The sequence below is a fragment of the Paenarthrobacter sp. DKR-5 genome (assembly GCF_018531425.1).
In the GTDB taxonomy this organism is placed as follows: domain Bacteria; phylum Actinomycetota; class Actinomycetes; order Actinomycetales; family Micrococcaceae; genus DKR-5.
Genome location: NZ_JAHBOI010000004.1, coordinates 314,327 through 338,447, shown reverse-complemented (window position 1 = coordinate 338,447; position 24,121 = coordinate 314,327). Strand labels below are relative to the sequence as shown.

The window sequence follows — 24,121 nt, the reverse complement described above, 5'->3', positions numbered from 1 at the left end:
GAGTCTAGCCGCGGGTCGCGCGGCTCCGGAGCGGCGGCCCCGGCGGGATGTGACCAAGTTAACAGTGCCAAAAGACGGCGCGGGCGCGGGCAGCCGGCGGGACGGGACCAAAAGTGCCGTCTAGAGTTGGAAAGCGCGTAATAAACCTCACTAGACTGGCTAGAGGCCCGCGGGCAGCCGCCGGGCCGAGGTTGTAGCCACCAGGGCGTGCCCTCAGCGGGGGCGATTGAAGAATTATGGAACGAGGCGTATTTCAAGTGCCAGAACAACCCACTCACCGTCTGCCTGAGGAATTTGGCGGCAACGAATGGCTCGTCGACGAGCTGTACGAGCGCTACCAGCAGAACAAGGGCTCTGTGGACGCGAAGTGGTGGCCGCTTTTTGAACAGTTCGACGCCGAAAACGGCGCCGGGGCAAACGGCAAGGCCGCGGCCCCGAGCGAACTCGGTTCGAACCCGGTGACCCGCCAGCTCCCCGTGGTGAAGGCCGCCGATGCGGCCCCTGCAACGACGCAGGCAGCACCGCAGGCAGCAGCTCCTGCCGCTCCCCCGGCTCCGGCGTCCGCGCCGGCCGCACCTGCAGCTGCCGCGGCAGCCGCCCCTGCACCGGCAGCTCCCCCGGCGCCGGCCAAACCGGCGGCCCGCACCCAGGCCCGTGACGGCGCGGCCCCGACGTCGGGCCTGATCCCGGCGCAGCTGCCCAAGTCGGACAAGAACAACGTCCCCACCGAAGAAGACGTCGTCAGCGTGCTGCGCGGCCCGGCGAAGGCCATCGCGGCCAACATGGTGACCAGCCTGACCGTGCCGACCGCCACGAGCGTGCGCGCCGTACCGGCCAAGCTGCTCATCGACAACCGCGTGGTCATCAACAACCACCTTTCCCGCGCCCGTGGCGGGAAAGTCTCCTTCACCCACCTGATCGGCTACGCCGTGATCCGGGCGCTGTCCCAGTTCCCGTCGCAGAACGTCTACTACGACGAGGTCGACGGCAAGCCGGTTGCGGTTCAGCCGGCGCACGTGAACTTCGGCATCGCCATCGACATGCCCCGCCCGGACGGCTCCCGCCTGCTCGTGGTGCCGAACATCAAGAAGGCCGAGACGCTGAACTTCTCGGAGTTCTGGCACACCTACGAGGACCTGATCAAGCGCGCCCGCGGCGGCAAGCTCACGGCCGACGACTACGCCGGCACCACCGTCTCGCTGACGAACCCGGGCGGCATCGGCACCGTGCATTCGGTGCCCCGCCTCTCCAAGGGCCAGGCCTGCATCATCGGCGTCGGCGCCCTCGAGTACCCGGCCGAATTCCAAGGTTCGAGCGAAAAGATCCTGGCCCAGCAGGCCATCGGCAAGATCATCACGCTGACCTCCACCTACGACCACCGCGTCATCCAGGGTGCCGGCTCGGGCGAATTCCTGCGCATTGTGCACCAGCTGCTGCTGGGCGAGCAGGGCTTCTACGACGAGATCTTCGAGTCACTGCGCATCCCCTACGAGCCGGTGCGCTGGAGCCCGGACGTGCAGGTGGACCCGGCGGACCAGATCAACAAGGTCGCCCGGATCCAGCAGCTGATCCACGCCTACCGTGTCCGCGGCCACCTGATGGCGGACACCAACCCGCTGGAGTACGTCCAGCGCAAGCACCCGGACCTGGACGTGCTCAACCACGGTCTGACCCTGTGGGACCTTGACCGCGAGTGGCCCACCGGCGGCTTCGGCGGCAAGCCCTCGCTGAAGTTCCGCGAGATCCTCGGCGTCCTGCGCGACGCGTACTGCCGCACCACCGGCATCGAGTACATGCACATCCAGGACCCCGAGGAACGCCAGTGGTTCCAGGACGAGCTGGAGCACCCCTACTCCAAGCCCAGCCGCGAGGAGCAGCTGCGCATCGTCTCCAAGCTGAACGCCGCCGAGGCGTTCGAGACCTTCCTGCAGACCAAGTTCGTCGGCCAGAAGCGCTTCTCGCTCGAAGGCGGCGAGTCGCTGATTCCGCTGCTTGACGCCGTGATCTCCAACGCCGCCGACGACGGCCTCGACGAGGTCGCCATCGGTATGGCCCACCGCGGCCGGCTGAACGTGCTCACCAACATCGCCGGCAAGACCTACGCCCAGGTGTTCCGCGAGTTCGAAGGCACCCAGGACCCGCGCTCGGTGCAGGGCTCCGGCGACGTCAAGTACCACCTAGGCACCGAGGGCACCTTCACGTCCGACAACGGCAACGAGACCAAGGTCTACCTGGCCGCCAACCCGTCCCACCTCGAGGCCGTCGATCCGGTCCTCGAAGGCATCGTCCGGGCCAAGCAGGACCGCCTGAACAAGGGCGAGGGCTTCCCGGTGCTGCCGATCCTCGTCCACGGCGACGCCGCGTTCGCCGGCCAGGGCGTGGTCGCGGAGACACTGAACCTGTCGCAGCTGCGCGGCTACCGCACCGGCGGCACGATCCACGTGATCGTCAACAACCAGGTCGGCTTCACCACCGCGCCCTCCGCGTCGCGGTCCTCGGTGTACTCCACCGACGTCGCCAAGATGGTCCAGGCGCCGATCTTCCACGTCAACGGCGATGACCCGGAGGCCGTGGTCCGCATCGCGCAGCTCGCCTACGAGTTCCGCCAACGGTTCCACAAGGACGTCGTCATCGACATGGTGTGCTACCGCCGCCGCGGGCACAACGAGGGCGACGACCCCTCGATGACCCAGCCGCTGATGTACAACCTGATCGAGGCCAAGCGCTCGGTGCGCAAGCTGTACACCGAGGCGCTGATCGGCCGCGGCGACATCACCCAGGAAGAAGCGGAGCAGCTGCTGCGCGACTACCAGGAACGCCTGGAGCGTGTCTTCGCCGAGACGCACGCGGCCCAGACGTCGCCGATCCCGGTGATCACCAAGGACGCGGCCGCCGTCTCCGACCTCGAGCGCCCGTCGGCGCAGCAGGCGGACAGCGGCGTCGGCTCGCCCTCGAGCACCGCGATCCCGGCCGCCGCGCTTGCCCGTATCGGCAAGGCGCACGTCGAGATCCCGGACGGTTTCACCGTGCACCCGAAGCTGCGCGCCCTGCTGGAGAAGCGTGAGCAGATGTCGCGTGAAGGCGGCATCGACTGGGGCTTCGGCGAAATCGCCGCCTTCGGCTCGCTGCTGCTCGAAGGCGTGCCGATCCGGCTCGCCGGCCAGGACTCGCGCCGCGGCACCTTCGTGCAGCGCCACGCGGTCTTCCACGACCGGGCCAACGGCAAGGAATGGTCGCCGCTGACCAAGCTCTCGGAGGACCAGGCCAAGCTCTGGATCTACGACTCGCTGCTGTCGGAATACGCCGCCATGGGCTTCGAGTACGGTTACTCGGTCGAGCGCCCGGACGCCCTGGTGCTGTGGGAAGCGCAGTTCGGCGACTTCGCCAACGGCGCCCAGACCGTGATGGACGAGTTCATCTCCTCGGCCGAGCAGAAGTGGGGCCAGCGTTCGTCGCTGGTGCTGATGCTGCCGCACGGATATGAAGGCCAGGGCCCCGACCACTCCTCCGCACGCATCGAGCGGTACCTGCAGATGTGCGCCGAGCAGAACATGATCGTGGCGAACCCGACCACCCCTGCCAGCCACTTCCACCTGCTCCGCCGCCAGGCCTACAGCCGGCCGCGCAAGCCGCTGATCATCTTCACCCCGAAGCAGCTGCTGCGCCTGAAGGCTGCAGCCTCCGCGGTCGAGGACTTCACCACGGGCTCGTTCCAGCCGGTGATCCCGGAACACGCGGACCTGGCCGCCAGCGAGGTCACCCGGGTCCTGCTGGTCTCCGGCCGGCTCTACTACGACCTGCTGGCAGCCCGCCAGAAGTCCAACGACCGGTCCACGGCCATCCTGCGCGTCGAGCAGCTCTACCCGCTGCCGGTCGCCGAGCTGCAGCAGCAGCTGGCCAAGTACCCGAACGCGGACATCGTCTGGGCGCAGGATGAACCGGCCAACCAGGGTCCGTGGCCGTTCATCGGCCTGAACCTGCCGGGCGAACTGGGGACGGCGGTCCGGCTGGTGTCCCGCCCGGCGTCGGCGTCCACCGCCACCGGATCGGCCAAGCGCCACGCCGCCGAACAGGAACTGCTGGTCAAGCAGGCGTTCGACCGCAAGTAGCGTCACGGCTCCGCCCGGCCCCGTTCAGCGGGCCGGGCGGAGCCGTATCCACCGGCAACAACAGCGGCGCCGCCGCACAGGGAAGGTTTGATTGTGGAGGACAGGAAACTGCGGATTGCCGCCGTTGGAGACGAACTCCTGGCCGGCGTCGGTGATCCCCGAGCGCTCGGCTGGTGGGGCCGGACCATCGCACGCACCCCGCAGGACGGCCTCGCCTCGCTGGAGGCGTTCGCCCTGGCTGCGCCCCAGGAAGGCACCGAAGCCCTCGCCGCACGCTGGCTGCAGGAGGCCGGCCGCCGCTTCGACGACTACCACGAGAACCGTCTCGTCATCGGCCTCTCCGGCCGCGACATCGAGTTCGGCCTCTCCCCCGCCCGGAGCCGGCTCAACCTTGCCAACATCCTCGACGGAGCCGCGCAACTGAACATCCGGGTGTTCGTCGTCGGCCCGCCGCCGGCGCTGGACCCGGTGCAGAACAAGCGCCTCGCCGAACTGAACGCCGCCTTCGCGGACGTGACCACGCGGCGCAAGCACGTCTACGTGGACACCTTTTCCCCGCTGCTCAACCACGAACAGTGGCGCACCGACCTCGCCGCCAACGGCGGAACTCCCGGGCAGGCCGGCTACGGGCTGATCGCCTGGCTGGTGCTGCACCGCGGCTGGTTCCAGTGGCTGGACCTGCCGCAGGGCGAGTAGCAACCAGGCAGGAACACGGCCGTCCCGGCTGTTTCCTGACCAAAGGCTCTTGCCGCCGCCCTACTCGAGATATATCGTGTCTTCATTCACACGATATATCTCGACTTGAGGAGTTTCCGTGGCAGCAGAGAACTGGTCCGTGGCAGAACCCCGGACCATCGACGTGGACGGGGTCACCGCACTAAGAGCCGCCATCATCGGCGGCCGGCTGGACATCGTCTCGCACGAACAGCCCACCACCCGGATCGAAGTGACCGAGGTGTCCGGCCTTCCGCTCGACGTCAACTTCGACGGTTCGAAGCTGGAGATCAAGCCCTCGCAGCTGAGCTGGGACAAGTTCAGCTGGGAAGGCCTCAAGGGCATCTTCGCCAAGGGCGGCAAGGACGACCGGGCCGTGGTCAGCATTCTGATCCCCGCCGGCATCCCTGTTTCCGCCGCCACCGTCGCAGGCGAGGGCCTGGTCTCCGGCGCCGGCGGCAAAGTGACCGTCAGCACCGTCACCGGCTCCATGATGGCCGACGCCACCGCCGGGAAGCTGACCGCCAACACTGTCTCCGGCGAAGTCATCGTGCGGGACCACGAGGGCACACTGGTAGGCAACAGCGTTTCCGGGGAACTGACCGCCTCCGGCACGCTGGACCACGTCCGGATGAACACCGTCGGCGGCGACGTGAGCCTGGACCTGATCGGCCAGCCCTCGGACCTGGCGGTCAACACCGTCTCGGGTGATGTGCTCGTGCGGGTCCCGGCCGGAACAGGAATCACGCTCAACGCCAATACCGCCACCGGCACCATCCTCGTCAACGACGAGAAGTTCCCCGGAGCCGGACGCAGTGTGCACCGGCAGGTCGGCCCGGCCGAACCGAGCCTGAAGTTCAACGCCAATACGGTGTCAGGCAATGTCTCCGTGTTCCAGCCGGCGGGAGCGCAGCACTGATGCCCCCGGTCTTCGCTCACGGCGCCCTGCGCCTGTACCTGCTCGCCCTGCTGGAGAACGGGCCAAAGCACGGCTACGAGCTGATCCGGGACCTCAGCAGCCGCTTCGGCGGGACGTACTCCCCCAGCGCCGGGACCATCTATCCCCGGCTCGCGAAGCTGGAGGAGGACGGCCTCGTGGCGACCACACCGGAGGGACGCCGGACGATCTACTCGATCACGGAGGCGGGCCGGTCCGAGCTGGACTCCCGGCGCAGCGAGCTCGTCGACGTCGAGGACAGCATCACCGCCTCGGTCCGCCGTCTGGCCGACGATCTGCGCGAGGACATCCGCGCCAACATGCGCGGCCTGCGCGCCGATTTGGCTGCGGCCGCGGAAAACGCCCGCCACGGGGCGACGCACGCTCCGGCAGCGGAGCCGGGGCGGCACAGCGACCTGCGCACCCTGAAAGAGGCGGAGATGCTGCTGCAGCGCTTCCGGGACGACCTGCGCGTCGAACTGCGCCTGCAGGCCAGCCGAGGCACGCTCGGGGAAGCGACCCTGGAAACGGTGCGGACTGTCCTGGACCAGGCCCGCGCGTCCGTCCGGGCGACCTTCGGTTCCTGAAGCGGCGCTCCTTCCCTAATGGGTGAAGACGACCTTGCCCTTCACATCCCCGTCCAGCATCCGGGCGAAGCCGGTGCGCGCGTCGGCCAGCGGCAGCACCGAGTCGATGACCGGTCGCACCCCTGTCGCGACCAGGAAGCGGGTCAGGCGCTGGAGTTCCTCGCGAGTGCCCATGGTCGAGCCGAGGACCTTCAACTGGGTGAAGAAGACCCGGTTGAGGTCGGTGCTGGCAGCGCTGCCCGACGTCGCCCCGCAGGTGACAATGGCGCCGCCCGGCCGCAGGGACTTCAGTGAGTGCGCCCAGGTGGCCTGGCCCACGGAGTCGAAGACGACGTCGACCCGCTCGGGGAGCCGGGCGCCGTCCTCGAAGACCGCAGCCGCGCCCAGCGTCAGCGCGAGGTTCCGCTTGTCCTCGCTTCGGCTGGTCACCCACACCCGGAAACCGGCGGCGGCCGCCATCGCGGTGAGAGCCGTGGCCACCCCGCCGCCCGCGCCCTGGATGAGGATGGTGGAACCGGGGGCCGCGGGCGAGACGGAGAAGAGCATCTTGTAGGCGGTCAGCCAGGACGTGGGCAGCGACGCCGCTTCCTCCCAGCTCAGTTCGGCCGGCTTGGGGACCTTGTTGCCCGCGGGCACCCAGACGTGGTCGGCCATCGTGCCGTAGTGGCGTTCGGACAGCAGCGTGCGCCGCGGGTCCAGGGTCTCGTCGCCGCGCCAGCCGGGTGAGGCGACGACGGCGTGCACGATCACCTCGTTGCCGTCGGCGTCGATTCCCGCGCCGTCGCAGCCAAGGACCATCGGCAGGTCGTCACTGGAAAGCACCGACCGGAGCGAGAACAGGTCGTGGTGGTTCAGCGCGGAGGCCTTCAGGGTGATTTTCTCCCAGCCGTCCGGGCCCTGCTGGTCGGGCAGCTCACCCACCTCGAGCCCCGAGAGCGGGTCGTCGGCGGATACGGACTTTGCGTAGACTGCGCGCACTGCGGACTCCTTTGCACCGGGCATCTCCTGAGGGCACCAACCACTGAACCCTACCCCGATTTACCTGCTGCTGTGTTGGTGTGGGAGACTGGGAGGCGACTCTTTCGAGGACAAAAGTTAGGAGCAGCTATGAGCAAGCGAGCACGCAAGCGTCGTGACCGTAAGCGCGGCGGCGCGAACCACGGCAAGCGCCCCAACACCTGAGCCACCGGCTCTCGTCAGCTACGCAGAAGGACCCCCGCGCCATCCGGCACCGGGGGTCCTTTCGTTTGCGGGCAGTGCCGGCGGCTGCAGCCAGGGCAGCGCGGCCTCAGGCGCTGCGCGTGGAGTGGATGCGGTCCAGGATGGAGTTCTTCAGGTTCTCCGGAGCCGCTTCCTTGCAGGACCGCTTGACCACAGTCCTGATGACGCACTCCAGATCGTGCTGCTCCCGGCAGTCGGGGCATTCATCAAGGTGCTTCTTGATCTCGACGATGTCGGCCTTGGGCACAGCCCCGTCGAGGTATTCGTAAATCCGCTCGATGCGGGAATCGTCGCAATCGCCCAAACTCTGGCAGTCGCTCATTGCTTGCTCTCCTGGTAGTTTCCTCCCGTGAAACCGCGCTCATGTGCGTAATCCGCCAGCATGTCGCGCAGCATCTTCCTGCCGCGGTGCAGGCGGGACATGACCGTCCCGATGGGGGTGTCCATAATTTCCGATATTTCCTTGTAGGCAAAGCCTTCGACGTCGGCGAAATACACCGCCAGTCGGAATTCCTCCGGGATGGCCTGCAGCGCGCTCTTCACATCGGAGTCCGGCAGATGGTCCAGCGCCTCGGTCTCGGCCGACCGCAGGCCCGACGACGTGTGCGACCCGGCGCGCGCCAGCTGCCAATCCTCGATCTGGTCTGACTGCGACTGCAGCGGCTCGCGCTGCCGCTTCCGGTACAGATTGATGTACGTGTTCGTCAGGATCCGGTACAGCCATGCCTTGAGGTTGGTACCCGGCTTGTACTGATGGAAGGCCGAGAAAGCCTTCGTGTACGCCTCCTGCACCAGGTCTTCCGCGTCGCTCGGGTTGCGGGCCATGCGCATGGCGGCCGAGTACAGCTGGTCCACGTACTGCATCGCGTCGCGTTCGAACCTGTCGCGGCGTTCGTCCTCGGATTCCGCGGACACGTCCGGAACGGATTCGTCAACCTTGTCGGCCTTCGCGGCCGGATCCACGGTACTCATTGTGCTCAAGTCTACTGCGCGCGCTGCGCCCGCCCGGCGGGCCGCCGCCAGCGGACCGGGCGTTCGGAGAGCGGGCCGCCGACTGCGCGGCTGCGCCTGGGTCTGAAGTGTCTGCGTTGGTCCCAACGTGTGGTTTCTCCCCTCCGTACGACACGTTTCCGGCACGTCCCGCCGCTACTGCAGCAAGGCGTCTTTCGCTGTTTCCAACCACCGGCCGGAAGCAAATATTCCGCAAAAATGTAAGACTAGAAAGGCTTCACCACGCTCTGCCCGAATTACCCAAGCACACTGAAACAGACAGATAACACTTCAGGATCAGCAGGAGGCAGTCATGACCGTCATTCGCTCGCTCGCCCGTCCCATGTTGGCGTCAAGCTTCATCGTCGCCGGCGCAGACCGGCTCCGCAAGGCTGACGAGACGGTCGCCCAGCTCTCACCCGTGCTTCGCCGCGCGGCTGACGCCTTGCCGTTCCCGACCAACGAGAAAATGCTTGCCCGCGTCATCGGCGGCACCCAGATCGGAGCCGGCGCACTGCTGTCGATCGGCAAGTTCTCCCGGCTGTCCTCCTGCCTGCTCGCGCTGACCTCGGCACTGAACACCTTCGTGGAGTACCGCTCCGCGGACATCACCACCAAGGAGGGCCGCGAGCACCGCCGCAACCAGCTCCTCAAGAACGTCGCCCTGACCGGCGGCGTGCTGCTGGCCGCGGTGGACACCGCCGGCCGTCCGGGCCTGGCCTGGCGCGCCGAGCACCTGGCTGCCGACGCCCGCCGTTCCTCGAAGAAGCTCACCGCCGATGCCCGCCGTTCGTCGAAGAAGAACCTCAAGCGCGCCGACAAGGCGGTCCGCGGTGCTGCCTCCTCGGTGACGGGGGCCTAGCACCCGATGACCTCGCTGCCCGCGGACGCCGCCGTTCCAGCTGACGGGCGGAGCGCCGCAACTGTTCCCGGCCACTGGCCGGCGCCGCGGGCGGCGGAGCCGGTGCGGGCCACCGTGTCCGTGCCGGCGTCGAAGTCGCTGACCAACAGGTACCTCGTGCTCGCGGCCCTCGCCGACGCTCCGTCGCGGCTGAGGGCGCCGCTGCATTCCCGCGACTCCGACCTTATGGTCCAGGCCCTGCGGCAGCTGGGCGCCACCATCACCGAAGTGCCCGGCGACGGCCGGTTCGGCCCGGATTTCACTGTCGGACCGATTGCGCATGGACAGCACGGCAGCGCCACGATCGACTGCGGCCTCGCCGGCACCGTGATGCGGTTCGTCCCTCCGGTCGCGGCCCTCGGCAGCGGCAGGTTCACCTTCGACGGCGACCCGCACGCACGCAAGCGCCCCATGGGCACCATCATCGAGGCGCTGCGCAGCCTCGGGGTCGCCGTGGACGACGGCGGGCGCGGCTCGCTGCCGTTCAGCATCGACGCAACCGGATCGGTTGCCGGCGGCCGGCTGGTCATCGACGCCAGCGCCTCCTCCCAGTTCGTTTCCGCCCTCCTGCTGGCCGCCGCCCGGTTCGAAGAGGGGTTGGAACTCGAGCATTCCGGCAAACCGATGCCGAGCCTGCCCCACGTTGAAATGACCATCGAGGTGCTGCGCCAGGTCGGCGTCGACGTCGACAGCTCGGTCAAGGACCGCTGGCGCGTGCCGCCGTCGGCCATCCGCGGCTTCGACGTGCGCATCGAGCAGGACCTCTCCAACGCCGGGCCCTTCCTCGCCGCGGCGCTCGCCACCGGAGGCACGGTGCGGGTGCCGGACTGGCCGGAGCGCACGACACAGGGCGGGGACCATTGGCGCACCATCCTCACGGCTTTCGGCGGCCGCGTCGACGCCGCGGACGGCACGCTAAGCGTGAGTGCCGGGCCGCAGCTGCAGGGCGTGGACCTGGATCTTTCCGAGGCCAGCGAACTGGCTCCCACCGTCGCCGCCCTGGCCGCCCTCGCCTCCACCCCCTCCCGCCTGCGCGGGATCGCCCACATCCGCGGCCATGAAACGGACCGGCTCGCGGCCCTGGCCGCCGAAATCAACGGTCTGGGCGGCAGCGCCCGGGAGACCGAGGACGGGCTGATCATCGAACCGGCGCAGCTGCACGGCGGCGTCTTCCACAGCTACGCCGACCACCGGATGGCCACCGCCGGCGCCATCATCGGCCTCGCCGTCGACGGCGTCGAAGTTGAGGACATCGGCTGCACCGCCAAGACCATGCCCGAATTCCCGCAGCTGTGGCGGGACATGGTCGGGGCCCCGGCCTGAGCATGGCACGCACCTGGGACGAGTCCGATGTGCGGATCCGGCCGAACAAGAAGGGCAGCCGGCCGCGCACGAAGGACAGGCCGAGCCATGAGGACGCCGCCGTCGGACGGATCATCACCGTGGACCGCGGCCGCTACACCGCCGTCGTCGACGAGGACACTCCGCGGGAACGCGTCGTCATCGCGGCCCGGGCCCGCGAACTGCGCCGCACCCCCGTGGTGGCCGGGGACTTTGTCGCCCTGGTCGGGGACGTCTCGGGACGGCCGGACACGCTCGCCCGGCTGGTCCGGGTCGAGGAGCGCCGGACCCTGCTGCGGCGCAGTGCCGACGACACCGACCCGGTGGAACGGGTGGTGGTCGCCAACGCGGACCAGCTGGTGATCGTGGTGGCCACCGCCAACCCCGAGCCGCGCACCGGCTTCATCGACCGGGCCCTCGTGGCCGCCTATGACGCCGGCATCGAACCCCTCCTGCTGGTCACCAAGGCGGACCTGAAGGATCCGGCGGAGCTGCTCGAGAACTACCGGCATCTCGACCTGACCGTCGTGGTCAGCCGGGCCGCAGCCTCGGCCGAGCCGGACGAGGAGGAGCCCGGAGGGTCGACGCCCCTGGATGAGGAGGCGCTCAGCCGTCTGCATGAGCTCCTGGAGGGCCACGTCTCGGTGCTCCTGGGCCATTCCGGCGTCGGCAAGTCCACCATGGTCAACGCGCTCACCGGTTCCCGTCGCGCCACCGGCGGGGTGAACGCCGTGACGGGCCGCGGCCGGCACACCTCCTCCTCGGCCCTGGCTCTCCGGCTTGCCGACGCCGCCGGCGGAAGCTGGATCATCGACACGCCGGGGATCCGGTCCTTCGGCTTGGCCCACGTGGACCCGGACAGGATCCTCAAGGCGTTCCCCGACCTGGCGCCGGGAACGGACTTCTGCGAGCGCGGCTGCAAGCACGACGCCGACGCCGTCAACTGCGGCCTGGACCGCTGGGTGGCGGAAGGATCCGCCGGCGACGCCGGACCCTCCCGGCTGGCGTCGCTGCGCCGCCTGCTGGGCGCCGGGGTGCGGACGGAGAACCGCGCGGAGGCAAAGGAACTGGGCACCGTCCAGTAGCCGCCCGGGCCGCTGCCTCCCCGAGGGCGCCGGCAAATACCGGTACCGTGAGGCTATGAACCTTGCGCCCTCGAGCTACAACGACGACCTCCGCCTGGCCCACGTGCTGGCGGATTCCGTTGATGCCCGGACCATGGACCGTTTCAAGGCCCTCGACCTGCAGGTGGAGACCAAGCCGGACATGACCCCGGTGACGGATGCGGACAAGGGCGCGGAGGACGCCATCCGGGGCCAGCTCTCCCGCTCGCGGCCGCGCGACGCCGTACTCGGCGAGGAATTCGGCAGCACCGGCCACGGCGCGCGGCGCTGGATCATCGACCCGATCGACGGAACCAAGAACTTCGTCCGCGGCGTGCCGGTCTGGGCGACACTGATCGCGCTGGTGGACGAGGGCCAGCCGGTGGTCGGCGTCGTCAGCGCCCCGGCCCTGGGCAAGCGCTGGTGGGCCGCACGCGGCACCGGCGCCTTCACGGGGCGTTCCCTTGCCAGCGCCACGCGGCTGAAGGTCTCCAACGTGTCCCGGCTCGCGGACGCCTCGTTGTCCTACTCGAGCCTCACCGGCTGGCGCGAGCGGGGCAACCTCGACGAGTTCCTGGCGCTCACGGACGATGTGTGGCGTACCCGGGCCTACGGCGACTTCTGGTCCTACTGCCTCGTGGCCGAGGGAGCCGTGGACATCGCCTGTGAGCCCGAGCTGAACCTGTACGACATGGCCGCCCTGGTGCCGATCGTCACCGAGGCAGGCGGCCGTTTCACCTCCCTCGAGGGCGCCGACGGGCCGTTCGGCGGCAACGCGCTGGCCACCAACGGCATCCTGCACAGCGAGGTGCTGCACCGGCTCAACCCGAACCTGGACGACCTGCTCTAGCGCCAGCCCGCTCCAGCCCCGGCGTCATATTGGGCGTAACAGACTCGCAGGCCGGCGCACGGATGCCCTAGTGTGCTGTGCAGGTCACGAGTGCCAGCGCGAAACCCCGGTTTGCTGGCCGGCAACCCTCCTTCCGCGGCGGGGTGCCCCGGGTGACGACCTGGCCGGCCCGGAATGCGGGTCGGCAAGCGCGGGCCCTGCACCATGGCGGGGTCCTGTCGAAACGAGGGCCCATGAGCACACCCACCCTTTCCATCCCTTCCGCCCCTGCGGGCGCGGCTCCGCTGCTGCCGGTGGTCGGAGCGGACCTCCAGGCGCCGCTGGTCCACGGCGGCAGCATCCGGTATGCCAACCTCGATTACGGCGCTTCGGCGCCGGCGCTGGCCGAGGTGGCCGCCCACCTCACCGGGATCCTGCCGTATTACGCCAGCGTGCACCGCGGGGCCGGCTACGCCTCGCAGATCAGCACGTCCCTCTACGAGAATGCCCGCCGGACGGTGCGCACGTTCCTGAACGCCCGCGACGACGACGCCGTCATCTTCACCCGCAACACCACCGACTCGCTGAACCTGCTGGCCGGCGCCGTGCCCTGCGGCGAGGTGCTCTACCTCGACGTCGAGCACCATGCCAACCTGCTGCCTTGGCAGGCCCTCCCGCATCGCAGCCTCGCCGCCTCGGAGACGCTCGCGCAGACCCTGGAGAACCTCCGGCTCGAGCTGGCTGCCGGCAACGTGTCGCTGCTGGCCGTCACCGGGGCGTCCAATGTCACCGGCGAGCTGCTGCCGGTTGCCGCGCTCGCCGCCCTGGCGCACGAGTACGGGGCGCGGATCGTCGTCGACGCCGCCCAGCTGGCTCCCCACCGCCGCATCGACGTCGCCGGCTGGGACATCGACTACCTCGCCTTCTCCGGCCACAAGCTCTACGCCCCGTTCGGCGCCGGCGTGCTGGTGGGCCGGACCGACTGGCTCGACGCCGGGCGGCCGTATCTGGCGGGCGGCGGCGCGGTGAAGGAAGCCCGGCTGGAGTCCGTCTCCTGGACCACGGGCCCCGCGCGCCACGAGGCCGGCTCCCCCAATGTGCTCGGCGCTGCCACGCTCGCGAAGGCGGCCGAGATCCTTGGCGGCCTCGACCCGGAGGCGTGGCACGCCCACGAAGCGGGCATCCGCCGGCGCCTGGTGGAGGGCCTTGAGGCGATCGACGGGGTGAGCGTGCACCACATTTTCTCCGACTCGGACCGGGACCAGGGCACGATCGGCGTGGTCAACTTCTCGGTGGGCGGCTACGACGCCGGCCTGGTTGCGGCCTACCTCTCCGCCGAGCACGGCATCGGGCTGCGGGACGGCAAATTCTGCGCCCACCCGCTGCTGAAGCGGCTCGGCCTGCCCTCGGGCTCGCTGCGGGCCAGCTTCGGTCTCGGCTCCCGGCTGGAGGACGCCGACCGGCTCGTCGCCGGCGTCCGCGCGCTGACGGAGCAGGGCCTCGGCTGGGACTACGTCGTCGACGCCGGCCGCTGGGTGCCCGCCAACGACACGCGCGAGTATCCCGAGTGGGCGCCGAACACCCCCGGCACTGCGGGGGCCGCGCCCTGCAACACCGACTGAAGCCGTTGCCGGAGGCCGCGGGCGCCCCGTAAAATTTCGGCATGCCTAAAAAATTGCTTTAGGCAGGCGGAACAGGCAGGAGGCCCCGGTGCTACGGGTCGAGAAGCGCCTTGGCAGGCCGAAGCCGGCAGCTGCGGCGGCAGTCGGCCTCATCGGGCCTGCGTTCGTGGCATCCATCGCCTACGTGGACCCCGGCAACGTCGCGGCCAATCTGACCTCCGGGGCCAAGTACGGCTACCTGCTCGTATGGGTGCTCGTCGCCGCCAACCTCATGGCCGTGCTGGTCCAGTACCAGTCTGCCAAGCTGGGCGTCGTCACCGGCCGCTCCCTGCCGGAACTGCTGGGCACGCGGATGCGAACCGGCCCCCGGCGCGCCTTCTGGCTGCAGGCCGAACTGGTCGCCGTGGCAACCGATCTGGCGGAAGTGGTGGGCGGCGCCGTCGGCCTGCACCTGCTGTTCGGCCTCCCCCTGCCGCTGGCCGGGGCGATCATCGGCGTGGTCTCCGTGGGCCTGCTGACTGTGCAGAACAGAGGGGGCCAGCGTCCCTTCGAGTTCGTCATCATGGGCCTGCTCGTGGTGATCACCCTCGGCTTCCTGGCCGGCCTGGTGGTCAACCCTCCGGACCCGGCTGCCGCAGCGGCGGGACTGCTGCCCCGGTTCGACGGCGCCGGTTCGGTCCTGCTGGCCGCCAGCATGCTGGGGGCGACCGTGATGCCGCACGCCATCTACCTGCATTCCGCCCTCGCCCGCGACCGGCACTACGGCAACCACGAGACGACCCGCCTCGTGCGGGCCACGCGATGGGACGTGGTGAGCGCGCTGGCGGTGGCCGGGGCCGTCAACATCGGAATGCTGCTCCTCGCCGCCGCAACCCTGCCGGGCGTGGACGGGACCGGGACCATCGAAGGGGCGCACGCCGCCATCGTGCAGCATCTTGGCCCTGTCATCGGCGTGGTCTTCGCGGTGGGCCTCCTCGCCTCGGGCCTGGCATCCACGTCGGTAGGCTGCTACGCCGGTGCGGCGATCATGCAGGGCCTGCTCCGCGTGCGGCTGCCGCTCGTGGCGCGCCGGGTCGCCACGCTCATTCCGGCGCTGCTGTTGCTCGTCCTCGGCGTGGACCCCACCTGGGCGCTGGTGATCAGCCAGGTGGTGCTCAGCTTCGGCATCCCGTTCGCCCTCGTGCCGCTGATCCGGCTGACCGGAAGCCGCGACGTTATGGGCGAGCACGCGGACGGATGGCCGCTGCGCATTGCCGCCGGGGCGAGCGTGAGCCTCGTCGTCGCCCTCAACGCCGCCCTGTTGTTCCTCACCCTGACCGGCCGCTGACGGCGGTAGGCTGGTCCGTGTGAAAACCTTCCCGACGTCCTCGAGCGTGGAGGACTACGTCAAGGTGATCTATGCGTTCACCGAGTGGCAGGACAAGCCCATCACCTCCTCGCAGCTGGCCGTTCGGCTCGGCGTGGCGAATTCGTCCGTCTCCGAGATGGTCCGCAAGCTGCGCGACCAGGGCCTGGTGGACCACCGGCCGTACAGCGCCATCCGGTTGACCCCCGAAGGCCTGCGTCTGGCACTCGCCATGACCCGCAGGCACCGGCTGCTGGAGACGTACCTGGTCCGCGAGCTGGGTTACAGCTGGGACGAGGTGCACGACGAGGCAGAGCTGCTCGAACACGCCGTCTCGGACACGTTCATCGAAAGGCTCGCCGAAAGGCTCGGCCACCCGGTCCGGGACCCGCACGGCGACCCCATTCCCGACGCGCACGGGGCCGTGGAAGCGCCGCCCGCGCGGCGCCTGCTGGAGCTCGACGCCGGCCACAGCGGCCGCATCGCGCGGATCAGCGATGAGAACCCGGACCTGCTCCGCTACCTCAGCGCCGAGGATATCGGCCTGGACGCTGCCGTTGAAGTGCTTGGACGCAAGCCCTTTGGCGGCCCGCTCGCGGTGAGGGTCGGCAGCGGTCCCTCGGCCCGGACCCTCGACCTCGGGGACGAGATCGCAGCCGCCCTGTGGGTGCACAGCGAGCACGGCCACGCCGGATGCACCCTCTCCGCCTAAGCGTCCGGCTCAGCGTCCGTCCGGGCGTCTGTCCGGGGCAGGGACGGACGTCCCGATAGGCTACGGAGAGACGAGTTCGCCCACCGACCCGATGGAGAAACCGTGCCCACCTTCGGCATCGAAGAAGAATATCTGCTGCTCGACCCGGCGACCGGTTTCCCCGCGTTCGCCAGCTCGGAGGTGGAGGAGTACCTGCACCGCTCCCCGCGCGTGGACAACGCCGACGTGCAGCGCGAGCTGCTCAGCTGCCAGCTCGAGACCTCGACGCCGCCCTGCGCGACGCCGGCGGAAGCCCTTGCTTCGCTGGCCGGTTTCCGGTCCGAGCTCGGCGCCGCCGCCCTCAAAGCGCGGGTGAAGGCCGCCGCCGTCGGAACGGCGCCCTGGTTCGACACCGCCGCCACCGAGCTGACCGACAAGGCCCGCTACCACCGGATCAAGGAGAACGCGCGGGCCATCGTGGTTGACCAGTACTGCAACGGCCTGCATGTGCACGTGGAGGTACCGGACCGGGAATCCGGCGTCGAGGCGCTGAACCGCATCCGCCCGTGGCTGCCGGTCATCACCGCGCTCAGCGCGAATTCACCGTACTGGCAGGGCCAGGACAGCGGGTTCGCCAGCTGGCGGACGGTGCATTTTCGCCGCTGGCCGGTCCAGGGCGTCCCGCCGCTGTTCGTCGACGCCGCGGACTACGACCACCGCGTGGAGGGCCTGGTCCGCACCGGCGCTATCTTCGACCGGGGGCTCGTCACCTGGATGGCGCGTCTGTCGGACAACTACCCCACCCTTGAGGTTCGGGCCGCGGATGTGCAGCTGACAGCCCGGGATTCGGTGTTGCTGGGGGTGCTGTGCCGCGCCCTCGTGGTCACGGCACTGGCCGAAGGCCGCCAGGGAACACCTCCGCAAGAGGTGGCACCGGAACTGCTGGACGCAGCCCTCTGGCAGGCGGGACGCCACGGCCTCGACGGCGAGCTGGTGAACACCCGATCCGGCGGCCTGGTTCCGGCCCGGGAGGCCGTCGGCGCGTTCCTCGAGCACATCGGTGCTGCGCTTGAGCAGAGCGGTGACACCGCCTACGTCGCGGCGGGCATGGCCCGCCTGAACGAACTCGGAACCGGCGCACAGCGGCAGCGGGCCGCTTACGAACGCGGCGGCCTGCCGGCCCTGGTGGATCTGTTCAGCTCCTCGCTGACCGAAGCCCCCGGCGACTAGCCCGATGCCGCCGGCGGCTGGGCCGATGCCGCCGGCGGCTGGGCCGATGCCCCCGGCGGCTGGCCCGATGCCGCCGGCGCCTGGGCGGTCCGGCCGCGAAGGCTTAGCTGCGGCGCTCGAGGTAGAAGCTCAGCACCGTGTTGCCTGCTGCGACGACGGCGAAGACCACGCCCGCCGCCGGCTGTCCAGCGGCTGCGAGCGCCAGGGCGCCGAGCAGGAACAGGCCCAGTGCGACCAGCGGCTGCAGCGGCCAAGGCAGCCTGCGGGAGCTTTTCGGCGCCATGAAAACGCTCCAGAAGAGCACGACCACGGCGGGCAGGCCTATGCCGGCAACGAAGTTCCAGGGGGCCGGGGCATGAAAGCCAAAGACCGCCACGGCCACAAGCAGCGCCACCTCGAGCAGGAACGCCACAGCTTGCTGCACTCCGGTCACGGCCAGGGGTGCACTCGGGGCCCTGCGCCTGCTCATCGATCTCTCCGCCGCATCGTGCTGACCATGATCAGATGTTACCCAATCGTGCCGGGCCTTCCGGCCCGGCCGGGATCAGCGCGCCGGGTTCCGGATACCGGCAGCTGAAATCGCCGCCCCGACGAACAGCAGGACCGCCGTGACCAGCACGGCCCGGTGCAGCCCCGCCAGGTCGAGGCTGGAGCCGGTCACGACGCCGGCGAACGCGATGGTCACCAGCCCCGCGACGCGCGCAACGGCGTTGTTCACTGCGGATCCGATACCCGCCCGCGCCGCGCTCACGGACCCGAGAATCGCCGACGTCAGCGGTGCCACCGTGACGGCCAGCCCGAGGCCGAACACCAGGATGCCGGGGAGCACCTGGCGCCAGTAATCGAGCTCCGGCCGCATCTGCAGGAGCAGCAGGAAGCCCAGACCTCCGAGTGCCGGTCCGGCCGCCATGAAGAGCCGCGGGCCAAAGTGGCCCGAGAGGCGGCCGAAACTGGACGAGAGCAGCAGGAGCAGCACCGTCGCGGGCAGCAGCGCGACGCCGGCCATCGTGGCACTCATCCCGCCGACCTGCTGCAGGTAGAGCCCAAGCACGAAGAATCCCAGCGACATCGCTCCGTACACCGCCAGGGTGGCCCAGTTCCCTGCGGAGAAATTGCGGATCCGGAAGAGTTCCAGCGGCATCAGCGGGTTCGGCGCGCGGGATTCCCGCACCAGGAAGGTCGCCAGCGCAGCCGCCCCCGCTGCCAGGGGGCCCCAGACCACCGGGCTCCCCCAGCCGTAGGCGCCCTGCTGGATCAGCGCAAACACCGGGCCGCCGAGCCCGGCAATGGCAAGGCCGGCGCCGGGCCAGTCGACGGCGACGGAACGGTCCCGCGGCGCATCCGTGGACCGCAGACCGGTCAGGACCGGCAACGACAAGGCGACGGGCAGGAGGTTGATGAAGAACACGAAGCGCCAGGAAAACAGGTCCACGGCGAGCCCTCCGATCAGCGGCGAGACGATCGTGGACGCACCCGTCCAGGCCGTCCACTGTCCAATGGCACGGCCCTGCGCCGGTCCGCTGAACTCGCTGATGATCAGCGCCAGTGAGCTGGGGACGAGCAGGGCCCCCGCCATCCCCTGCAGCGCCCGGCCCGCTACGAGCACGAAGGCACCGGGGGCCACGCCGCAGACGATCGAGGTTGCTGCGAACACCACCAGCCCCCACTGCAGCACCCGGACCCGGCCGAACAGGTCCGAGAGGGACCCGGCCACCAGAATGAGCGAACCGAGGGTGAGCAGGTAGGCGTCCATGACCCATTGCTGAACCAGCAGGCCGCCGCCCAGCTCCCTTCCGATGGCAGGCAGCGCCAGGCCCACCACGCTTCCGTCCAGGATGGCCACGAACGAGGCCACGACGGCCACGAGGAGCACCCGCCGCTCGTGCGATGTCCGGGCGGGAACGAAGGATCCTCCGGCGGCGGTCACGACTGCCACGGTACCCCTCCGCCCCGGCAGCGGCCAGAGCCGGGAAACCAGCACAGGAAAGGCCAACGCAGGAAAGGCCAGGCAGGAAAGGCAGAGGCCTCAGCCGCCGGCCTTCACCTGCAGCACCTTCAGCGCGGCGGCCTCGACCTTGGCCCGGAAACCGGCGTCCTTGCGGGCGAGCGCGAGCGCGGCGTCATACATCGGCGCCAGCAGGTTCTGGTTCGTGCACAGCGCCATCGTCCCGCCGGCGGCCAGGAAGCGCGTGGCCCGCTCCCCCGGCGTCCAGGGCGACAGCGCCTTGGCGTTGCAGAGGTCGTCCGAGACCACGATGCCGGTGAAGCCAAGGTCGTGCCGCAGCATGCCCTGAATGATGGTGGGGGAAAACGGACCGATGTTCGCGGGGTCGATCCGCTGGTACCGGGCGTTGGAGAGCATCATCCAGCGGGCGCCTGACGCCACGGCGGCGCGGAACGGCCCCAGAGCCGCGTCGTTGCGCGTGGTGCGCACGTCGGTCACGTCCGCGGCGGTGTCGGTGTTGGCGGGGACCCGGCCAAGGCCCGGGAAATGCTTCGGCACCGCGGAGATTCCGGCGTCACGCATCCCTGCCGCGAACGCCGTTGCATGGGCAGTCACCACCGGTGGTGTGTAGCCGTACTCGCGCAGAAAACGGCCGATCGGCGGGTTCGCCGCTGCGGCTGCCGCCGAGTCCACGGTGTCCATGACCGGGGCAAAGTTGACGTTCACTCCCGCCCGGGCCAACTCGCCGCCCCATGTCCTGGCACTGATGCGCAGGTCAGCCGGGGGCAGCCCTGCTTGTTCAAGAGCGCTTGGGATGCGGCTGAAGCCGGGGCCCGTGAGCACCTGCACGTAGCCGCCCTCCTGGTCGGTGGCCACAAACGGCTGCACGCCGGAACCAGCAACTGCTGCCCTGCGCAGCGTCCCCGTCACCGCGGCAGTGGCGCCGACGCCGGAGCCGGACCTGCCGGCGAGGAAAACGTTGCCCACATGCCGCTCCTGCAGCGCCGCGAGTGTCACGGCGTCGGGTCCCGCCACCGCCGACTTCACCATGAAGAGCTGCCCGACCCGCCGTGGCAGATCGAGCGAGTCAAGCTGCCGGCGGGCCGCGGCCAGGGCCGGGTCCGCGGGCGCGGCGGACGGAGAAGGGCTCGACGGCGCCGCAGCCGAAGGCGCAACAACAGAGGGCCGCGCGGGCTGCGGGGACGGTGGGACCGGCGAGGGCGATGCGGTCGCGGGGGCCGTCGCACGGGTCGCTGAGGGCGCCGCCGGGGGCTCGGGCCACCATCCGTTGACCACCACGACAACCAGAACCACAACGGCAAGGGCCGCCACCAAGGCCGCCCCGGCTGCTTTGCGCGCTCTCGTCACTGTCCACCTCCCCGGCCCCACCAGCCTACAGGTGCCTTTGCGGGCACCGGACAGCGAGCGCCTGATCGTGGGCTTAGGGCACTGTCCTTCCGTCGCGCTCATGCCCTTTCGTCGCGTTCGTCGCGGCGCAGACGCTTTTGGAACGGCTCCTCCGGGTCCGGCCCGGGTCGGCTAGTCCTGCAACCGGCGCAGATCCGCCAGGAACTCGTCCGCGCGTGAGAGGTTCAGGGCCAGCTTGTCCCGCTTGGCTTCGGTCTCGTCGATGTACCGGCCGAGCAGCCCGCGCCGGGCTGCGTCGCCGCTCCCCGCCGTCAGAGCGTCCACGAGTTCGAGCAGTTCCGCCATCTCATCGAGGCTGAAACCCAGCGGCTTCATGGACCTGATCACCAGCAACCTGGCCAGATCCGCGTCTGTGTAGACGCGGAAACCGCCTTCGCTGCGGGTGGTCGCCGGAAGCAGGCCAATCTCGTCATAATGGCGGATCGTGCGCAGGGACAGACCCGTCTTCTCCGCCAGTTCACCGATGTGCATGGTTGGAACTCTACCCTTACGTTAGGGTAGAGTTCCAACCATCCCCGACGACGCTCCCGGCGTTTCGTCCTGCCGCAGCAACCCGAACGGAGCCTTCTTGGCCACCGCCCTTGCCGATCCTTCACCCGAACAACTCCAGTCCATCCGCGCGACGCTGGCCTCACCACAGCGCCTCAAAACCGAGGTGCTGGCCGGTCTTGTGGTCGCCCTGGCCCTCATTCCCGAGGCGATCGCGTTCTCGATCATTGCCGGCGTGGACCCGCAGGTGGGACTCTTTGCTTCCTTCACCATGGCCGTAACGATCTCCATCGTGGGAGGCCGGCCCGCGATGATCTCCGCGGCCACCGGCGCCGTCGCCCTGGTGATCGCCCCGCTGGTCCGCAGCCACGGGGTGAATTACTTCGTGGCCGCCGTCATCCTCGCGGGCGTGTTCCAGATAGTGCTCGGTCTCGCCGGGGTCGCGAAACTGATGCGCTTCATCCCGCGCTCAGTCATGGTCGGCTTCGTCAACGCGCTCGCCATCCTCATCTTCAGCGCCCAGGTCCCCGAACTGATCAACGTTCCGTGGATGGTGTATCCGCTGACAGCCCTCGCGCTCCTGATCATCTTCGGCCTGCCGAAACTGACCAAGGCGGTCCCGGCACCGCTCGTGGCCATCATCATCCTGACCCTCGTGGCCGCAGTAGCCGCCATCAAGGTACCCACTGTCGGAGACAAGGGCGAACTGCCTCACAGCCTCCCGTCGTTCTTCATCCCGAACGTGCCGTTCAGCCTCGAAACGCTGCAGATCATCTTCCCGTTTGCCTTGGCGATGGCACTGGTGGGGCTGCTTGAGTCCCTGATGACCGCCAAACTGGTCGACGACGTCACCGACACCCGCTCCCCCAAGGGCCGGGAAGCCTGGGGGCAGGGCATCGCCAACATCGTCACCGGCTTCTTCGGCGGGATGGGCGGCTGCGCCATGATCGGCCAGACCATGATCAACGTGAAAGCCTCCGGCGGCCGAACCCGCATCTCCACCTTCCTCGCCGGGAGCCTGCTCCTGGTGCTCGTCGTGGCCTTCGGCGGTCTCGTCTCGCAGATCCCGATGGCTGCGCTCGTGGCGGTGATGATCTTCGTTTCCGTGGCCACCTTCGACTGGCACAGCATTCGCCCCTCCACATTGAAGATGATGCCCAAGAGCGAAACCGCCGTCATGCTGGCCACCGTGCTGGTCGTGGTTGCGACGCACAATCTCGCCATCGGCGTCGGCGTCGGCGTGCTGGTAGCGATGGTTCTCTTCGCCCGCAGGGTGGCGCATCTGGTGAGGGTTGAAAGGTCTGTCAGCGGGGACAACGACGGTGGCACCGCCACCTACACGGTCACCGGCGAACTCTTCTTCGCCTCGTCAAACGAGCTGTACACGCAGTTCGAATATGCCCACGACCCGCGGCACGTTGTCATCGACCTGGCCGCATCACATGTCTGGGATGCCTCCACCGTCGCCTCGCTCGACGCCATCGCGGAGAAGTACCGGCACCACGGCAAGGACGTGCAGGTCACCGGCCTCAACGAAGCGAGCGCGGCGATGCGGCGGCGGCTCGGGGGCAAGCTGGGCGGCGGCCACTAGGTGTACTCAGTCAGTAGGTTGGTTGCATCTACTGATGGGTGGGTTTCCTCCGAGGCTGCCGTGTGGGCGGTGGTTGTTGTAGAAGTTTAGCCATGGCTGCAGGGCGTCCGTGCGGGCTTGGTTGGAAGTGAATGGTTGGCGGTAGGCCCAGCCTTCTTGCAGGGTGCGGTTGAAGCGTTCTGCTTTGCCGTTCTGCCATGGATGGCGGGGGTTGATCAGGATGTGTTTGGCCCCCAGCCGGGCAGGGCGTCCTGGAAGTCGCGGGAGAGCCGGTAGGCGAAGGCGTTGTCGGTCATGACCCGTTTGACCGGTGCGCCGTTGGCTGCCATGGCCGCGGCGGCCCGGGTGAGGAACCCGGCGCAGGTCGGGCCTTTCTCGTCGGGTAGGACCTCGGCGTAGGCCAACCGGGAATGGTCGTCCACGGCCACGTGGACGTAATCAAAACCGGCCCTTGTGTGGCCTGTGGAATGGTTGCGGGCGGATTGGTTCGGGTCTGCCCGCCAACCGCCGCCGTCGGGAATCCTGCCGAGTTTCTTGACATCGATATGGATCATGTCTCCCGGGGCGTCGCGCTCATAGCGGCGGTCGGAGGCACGGGATGCCCGGATACGTGTCCCCGTTACCGGGTCCAGGTCCCGGAGCCGGGGCATGCCGGCCCGGGCCAGGATCCGGGAAACCGTCCGGGCGCTGACCCCGCAACGGACCGCCAGGTCCGTTGGCCCTTCACGGTGTTCGACCCGCTGACTCAGGACTTCGGCAACAACCTTCGCCGGCGTGGCGTGCGGGCATGACCTTGGACGGGAACTGCGATCTTCAAGGCCGTCCCAGCCGTGGGACCGGTAACGGCTGATCCAGCGGTGCGCGCACGTCCGTGAGACGCCCATCTCCTTGGCCACGTGGGCGACGGGACGGCCGGCGAGGACGCGCTCGATGATGATCCGCCTACCGTTCGGAGTAAGGCGGGCATTACCGTGGGACATGAGGACCTCTTAATCGTTGGCTGTGTGTGGTAACCACCAACCTAAGAGGTCCTCACCTATTCACGATG

General features: G+C 69.1%; 21 protein-coding genes, 1 pseudogene and 1 riboswitch. Of the genes and pseudogenes, 14 read left to right on the top strand and 8 right to left on the bottom strand.

Features of this window, described 5'->3' with window-relative positions:
* Positions 1-257: 257 nt before the first annotated feature.
* The 4 genes from KIH31_RS10760 to KIH31_RS10745 all read left to right on the top strand — a co-directional run bounded on the left by KIH31_RS10760 (position 258) and on the right by KIH31_RS10745 (position 6,347).
* Positions 258-4,109: a multifunctional oxoglutarate decarboxylase/oxoglutarate dehydrogenase thiamine pyrophosphate-binding subunit/dihydrolipoyllysine-residue succinyltransferase subunit gene (locus KIH31_RS10760; protein ID WP_214427108.1), complete on the top strand. Its 3,852-nt coding sequence runs from the start codon at positions 258-260 to the stop codon at positions 4,107-4,109.
* 93 nt (positions 4,110-4,202) lie between these two features.
* Positions 4,203-4,805, top strand: a complete 603-nt coding sequence (locus KIH31_RS10755; RefSeq protein ID WP_214427107.1) for a GDSL-type esterase/lipase family protein — start codon at positions 4,203-4,205, stop codon at positions 4,803-4,805.
* A gap of 118 nt (positions 4,806-4,923) precedes the next feature.
* Positions 4,924-5,742 (top strand): DUF4097 domain-containing protein, encoded by an 819-nt coding sequence (locus KIH31_RS10750; RefSeq protein ID WP_214427106.1) that lies wholly within the window; start codon positions 4,924-4,926, stop codon positions 5,740-5,742.
* Positions 5,742-6,347 (top strand): PadR family transcriptional regulator, encoded by a 606-nt coding sequence (locus tag KIH31_RS10745; protein ID WP_214427105.1) that lies wholly within the window; start codon positions 5,742-5,744, stop codon positions 6,345-6,347. Before KIH31_RS10750 ends, KIH31_RS10745 begins: the two co-directional genes overlap by 1 nt.
* A 15-nt stretch (positions 6,348-6,362) precedes the next feature.
* Here the strand turns inward: KIH31_RS10745 and KIH31_RS10740 are convergent, their stop codons facing one another.
* Positions 6,363-7,325, bottom strand: coding sequence for a zinc-binding dehydrogenase (locus KIH31_RS10740; RefSeq protein ID WP_307857621.1), 963 nt, complete (start codon positions 7,323-7,325; stop codon positions 6,363-6,365).
* A gap of 129 nt (positions 7,326-7,454) precedes the next feature.
* Here KIH31_RS10740 and KIH31_RS18490 point away from each other — a divergent pair, with 129 nt between their 5' ends.
* On the top strand, positions 7,455-7,529 hold the full coding sequence (locus tag KIH31_RS18490) for a 50S ribosomal protein bL37 (RefSeq protein WP_369299106.1): 75 nt from the start codon (positions 7,455-7,457) through the stop codon (positions 7,527-7,529).
* Positions 7,530-7,635: 106 nt separating this feature from the next.
* On the opposite strand, the gene rsrA is transcribed toward KIH31_RS18490, so the two are convergent.
* Both rsrA and KIH31_RS10730 read right to left on the bottom strand, forming a co-directional pair.
* A complete protein-coding gene (rsrA, locus tag KIH31_RS10735) occupies positions 7,636-7,890 on the bottom strand; it encodes a mycothiol system anti-sigma-R factor (RefSeq protein WP_214427103.1) in 255 nt (84 codons plus the stop codon).
* Positions 7,887-8,591, bottom strand: a complete 705-nt coding sequence (locus tag KIH31_RS10730) for a sigma-70 family RNA polymerase sigma factor (RefSeq protein ID WP_284676011.1) — start codon at positions 8,589-8,591, stop codon at positions 7,887-7,889. Before KIH31_RS10730 ends, rsrA begins: the two co-directional genes overlap by 4 nt.
* A gap of 280 nt (positions 8,592-8,871) precedes the next feature.
* Here KIH31_RS10730 and KIH31_RS10725 point away from each other — a divergent pair, with 280 nt between their 5' ends.
* The 8 genes from KIH31_RS10725 (at position 8,872) to KIH31_RS10690 (ending at position 17,620) form a co-directional block, all read left to right on the top strand.
* Entirely contained in the window at positions 8,872-9,420 is a 549-nt protein-coding gene (locus KIH31_RS10725) for a DoxX family protein (protein WP_214427102.1), read from the top strand.
* Between the two features lie 6 nt (positions 9,421-9,426).
* Positions 9,427-10,782: a 3-phosphoshikimate 1-carboxyvinyltransferase gene (aroA, locus tag KIH31_RS10720; protein WP_214427101.1), complete on the top strand. Its 1,356-nt coding sequence runs from the start codon at positions 9,427-9,429 to the stop codon at positions 10,780-10,782.
* 2 nt (positions 10,783-10,784) lie between these two features.
* On the top strand, positions 10,785-11,885 hold the full coding sequence (locus KIH31_RS10715) for a ribosome small subunit-dependent GTPase A (protein ID WP_214427100.1): 1,101 nt from the start codon (positions 10,785-10,787) through the stop codon (positions 11,883-11,885).
* 55 nt (positions 11,886-11,940) lie between these two features.
* A complete protein-coding gene (gene hisN / locus KIH31_RS10710) occupies positions 11,941-12,753 on the top strand; it encodes a histidinol-phosphatase (RefSeq protein WP_214427099.1) in 813 nt (270 codons plus the stop codon).
* Positions 12,754-12,835: 82 nt separating this feature from the next.
* Positions 12,836-12,950, top strand: a riboswitch (SAM riboswitch).
* Positions 12,951-12,986: 36 nt separating this feature from the next.
* Entirely contained in the window at positions 12,987-14,354 is a 1,368-nt protein-coding gene (locus tag KIH31_RS10705) for an aminotransferase class V-fold PLP-dependent enzyme (protein ID WP_214427098.1), read from the top strand.
* 88 nt (positions 14,355-14,442) lie between these two features.
* Positions 14,443-15,681 (top strand): Nramp family divalent metal transporter, encoded by a 1,239-nt coding sequence (locus KIH31_RS10700; RefSeq protein WP_214427097.1) that lies wholly within the window; start codon positions 14,443-14,445, stop codon positions 15,679-15,681.
* Between the two features lie 19 nt (positions 15,682-15,700).
* Positions 15,701-16,411, top strand: a complete 711-nt coding sequence (locus tag KIH31_RS10695) for a metal-dependent transcriptional regulator (protein WP_214427096.1) — start codon at positions 15,701-15,703, stop codon at positions 16,409-16,411.
* Positions 16,412-16,513: 102 nt separating this feature from the next.
* A complete protein-coding gene (locus KIH31_RS10690) occupies positions 16,514-17,620 on the top strand; it encodes a glutamate--cysteine ligase (protein ID WP_214427095.1) in 1,107 nt (368 codons plus the stop codon).
* 103 nt (positions 17,621-17,723) lie between these two features.
* Here KIH31_RS10690 and KIH31_RS10685 read toward each other — a convergent pair whose 3' ends face one another.
* The 4 genes from KIH31_RS10685 to KIH31_RS10670 all read right to left on the bottom strand — a co-directional run bounded on the left by KIH31_RS10685 (position 17,724) and on the right by KIH31_RS10670 (position 21,464).
* A complete protein-coding gene (locus tag KIH31_RS10685; RefSeq protein WP_214427094.1) occupies positions 17,724-18,089 on the bottom strand; it encodes a YrdB family protein in 366 nt (121 codons plus the stop codon).
* A 75-nt stretch (positions 18,090-18,164) separates the two neighbouring features.
* Positions 18,165-19,556: an MFS transporter gene (locus tag KIH31_RS10680; protein WP_374224868.1), complete on the bottom strand. Its 1,392-nt coding sequence runs from the start codon at positions 19,554-19,556 to the stop codon at positions 18,165-18,167.
* Between the two features lie 90 nt (positions 19,557-19,646).
* Positions 19,647-20,933: a glycoside hydrolase family 3 N-terminal domain-containing protein gene (locus KIH31_RS10675; RefSeq protein ID WP_307857620.1), complete on the bottom strand. Its 1,287-nt coding sequence runs from the start codon at positions 20,931-20,933 to the stop codon at positions 19,647-19,649.
* 171 nt (positions 20,934-21,104) lie between these two features.
* Positions 21,105-21,464: a MerR family transcriptional regulator gene (locus tag KIH31_RS10670; protein ID WP_214427092.1), complete on the bottom strand. Its 360-nt coding sequence runs from the start codon at positions 21,462-21,464 to the stop codon at positions 21,105-21,107.
* A 97-nt stretch (positions 21,465-21,561) separates the two neighbouring features.
* Between KIH31_RS10670 and KIH31_RS10665 the strand changes: the two genes are divergently transcribed.
* The gene (locus KIH31_RS10665) at positions 21,562-23,073 is read left to right on the top strand and encodes a SulP family inorganic anion transporter (RefSeq protein WP_214427091.1); all 1,512 of its coding nucleotides are present in this window, start codon (positions 21,562-21,564) and stop codon (positions 23,071-23,073) included.
* Positions 23,074-23,079: 6 nt separating this feature from the next.
* On the opposite strand, the pseudogene KIH31_RS10660 reads toward KIH31_RS10665, so the two are convergent.
* Positions 23,080-24,053: pseudogene (locus KIH31_RS10660) on the bottom strand (IS481 family transposase).
* Positions 24,054-24,121 lie beyond the last annotated feature (68 nt).

Excerpts from the sequence above, each read along its gene's own strand:
- KIH31_RS10705 (WP_214427098.1), top strand. The coding sequence starts at position 12,987 with ATGAGCACACCCACCCTTTCCATCCCTTCCGCCCCTGCGGGCGCGGCT.
- KIH31_RS10685 (WP_214427094.1), bottom strand. The coding sequence starts at position 18,089 with ATGAGCAGGCGCAGGGCCCCGAGTGCACCCCTGGCCGTGACCGGAGTG.
- KIH31_RS10670 (WP_214427092.1), bottom strand. The coding sequence starts at position 21,464 with ATGCACATCGGTGAACTGGCGGAGAAGACGGGTCTGTCCCTGCGCACG.
- rsrA (WP_214427103.1), bottom strand. The coding sequence starts at position 7,890 with ATGAGCGACTGCCAGAGTTTGGGCGATTGCGACGATTCCCGCATCGAG.
- KIH31_RS10715 (WP_214427100.1), top strand. The coding sequence starts at position 10,785 with ATGGCACGCACCTGGGACGAGTCCGATGTGCGGATCCGGCCGAACAAG.
- hisN (WP_214427099.1), top strand. The coding sequence starts at position 11,941 with ATGAACCTTGCGCCCTCGAGCTACAACGACGACCTCCGCCTGGCCCAC.
- KIH31_RS10745 (WP_214427105.1), top strand. The coding sequence starts at position 5,742 with ATGCCCCCGGTCTTCGCTCACGGCGCCCTGCGCCTGTACCTGCTCGCC.
- KIH31_RS10725 (WP_214427102.1), top strand. The coding sequence starts at position 8,872 with ATGACCGTCATTCGCTCGCTCGCCCGTCCCATGTTGGCGTCAAGCTTC.
- aroA (WP_214427101.1), top strand. The coding sequence starts at position 9,427 with ATGACCTCGCTGCCCGCGGACGCCGCCGTTCCAGCTGACGGGCGGAGC.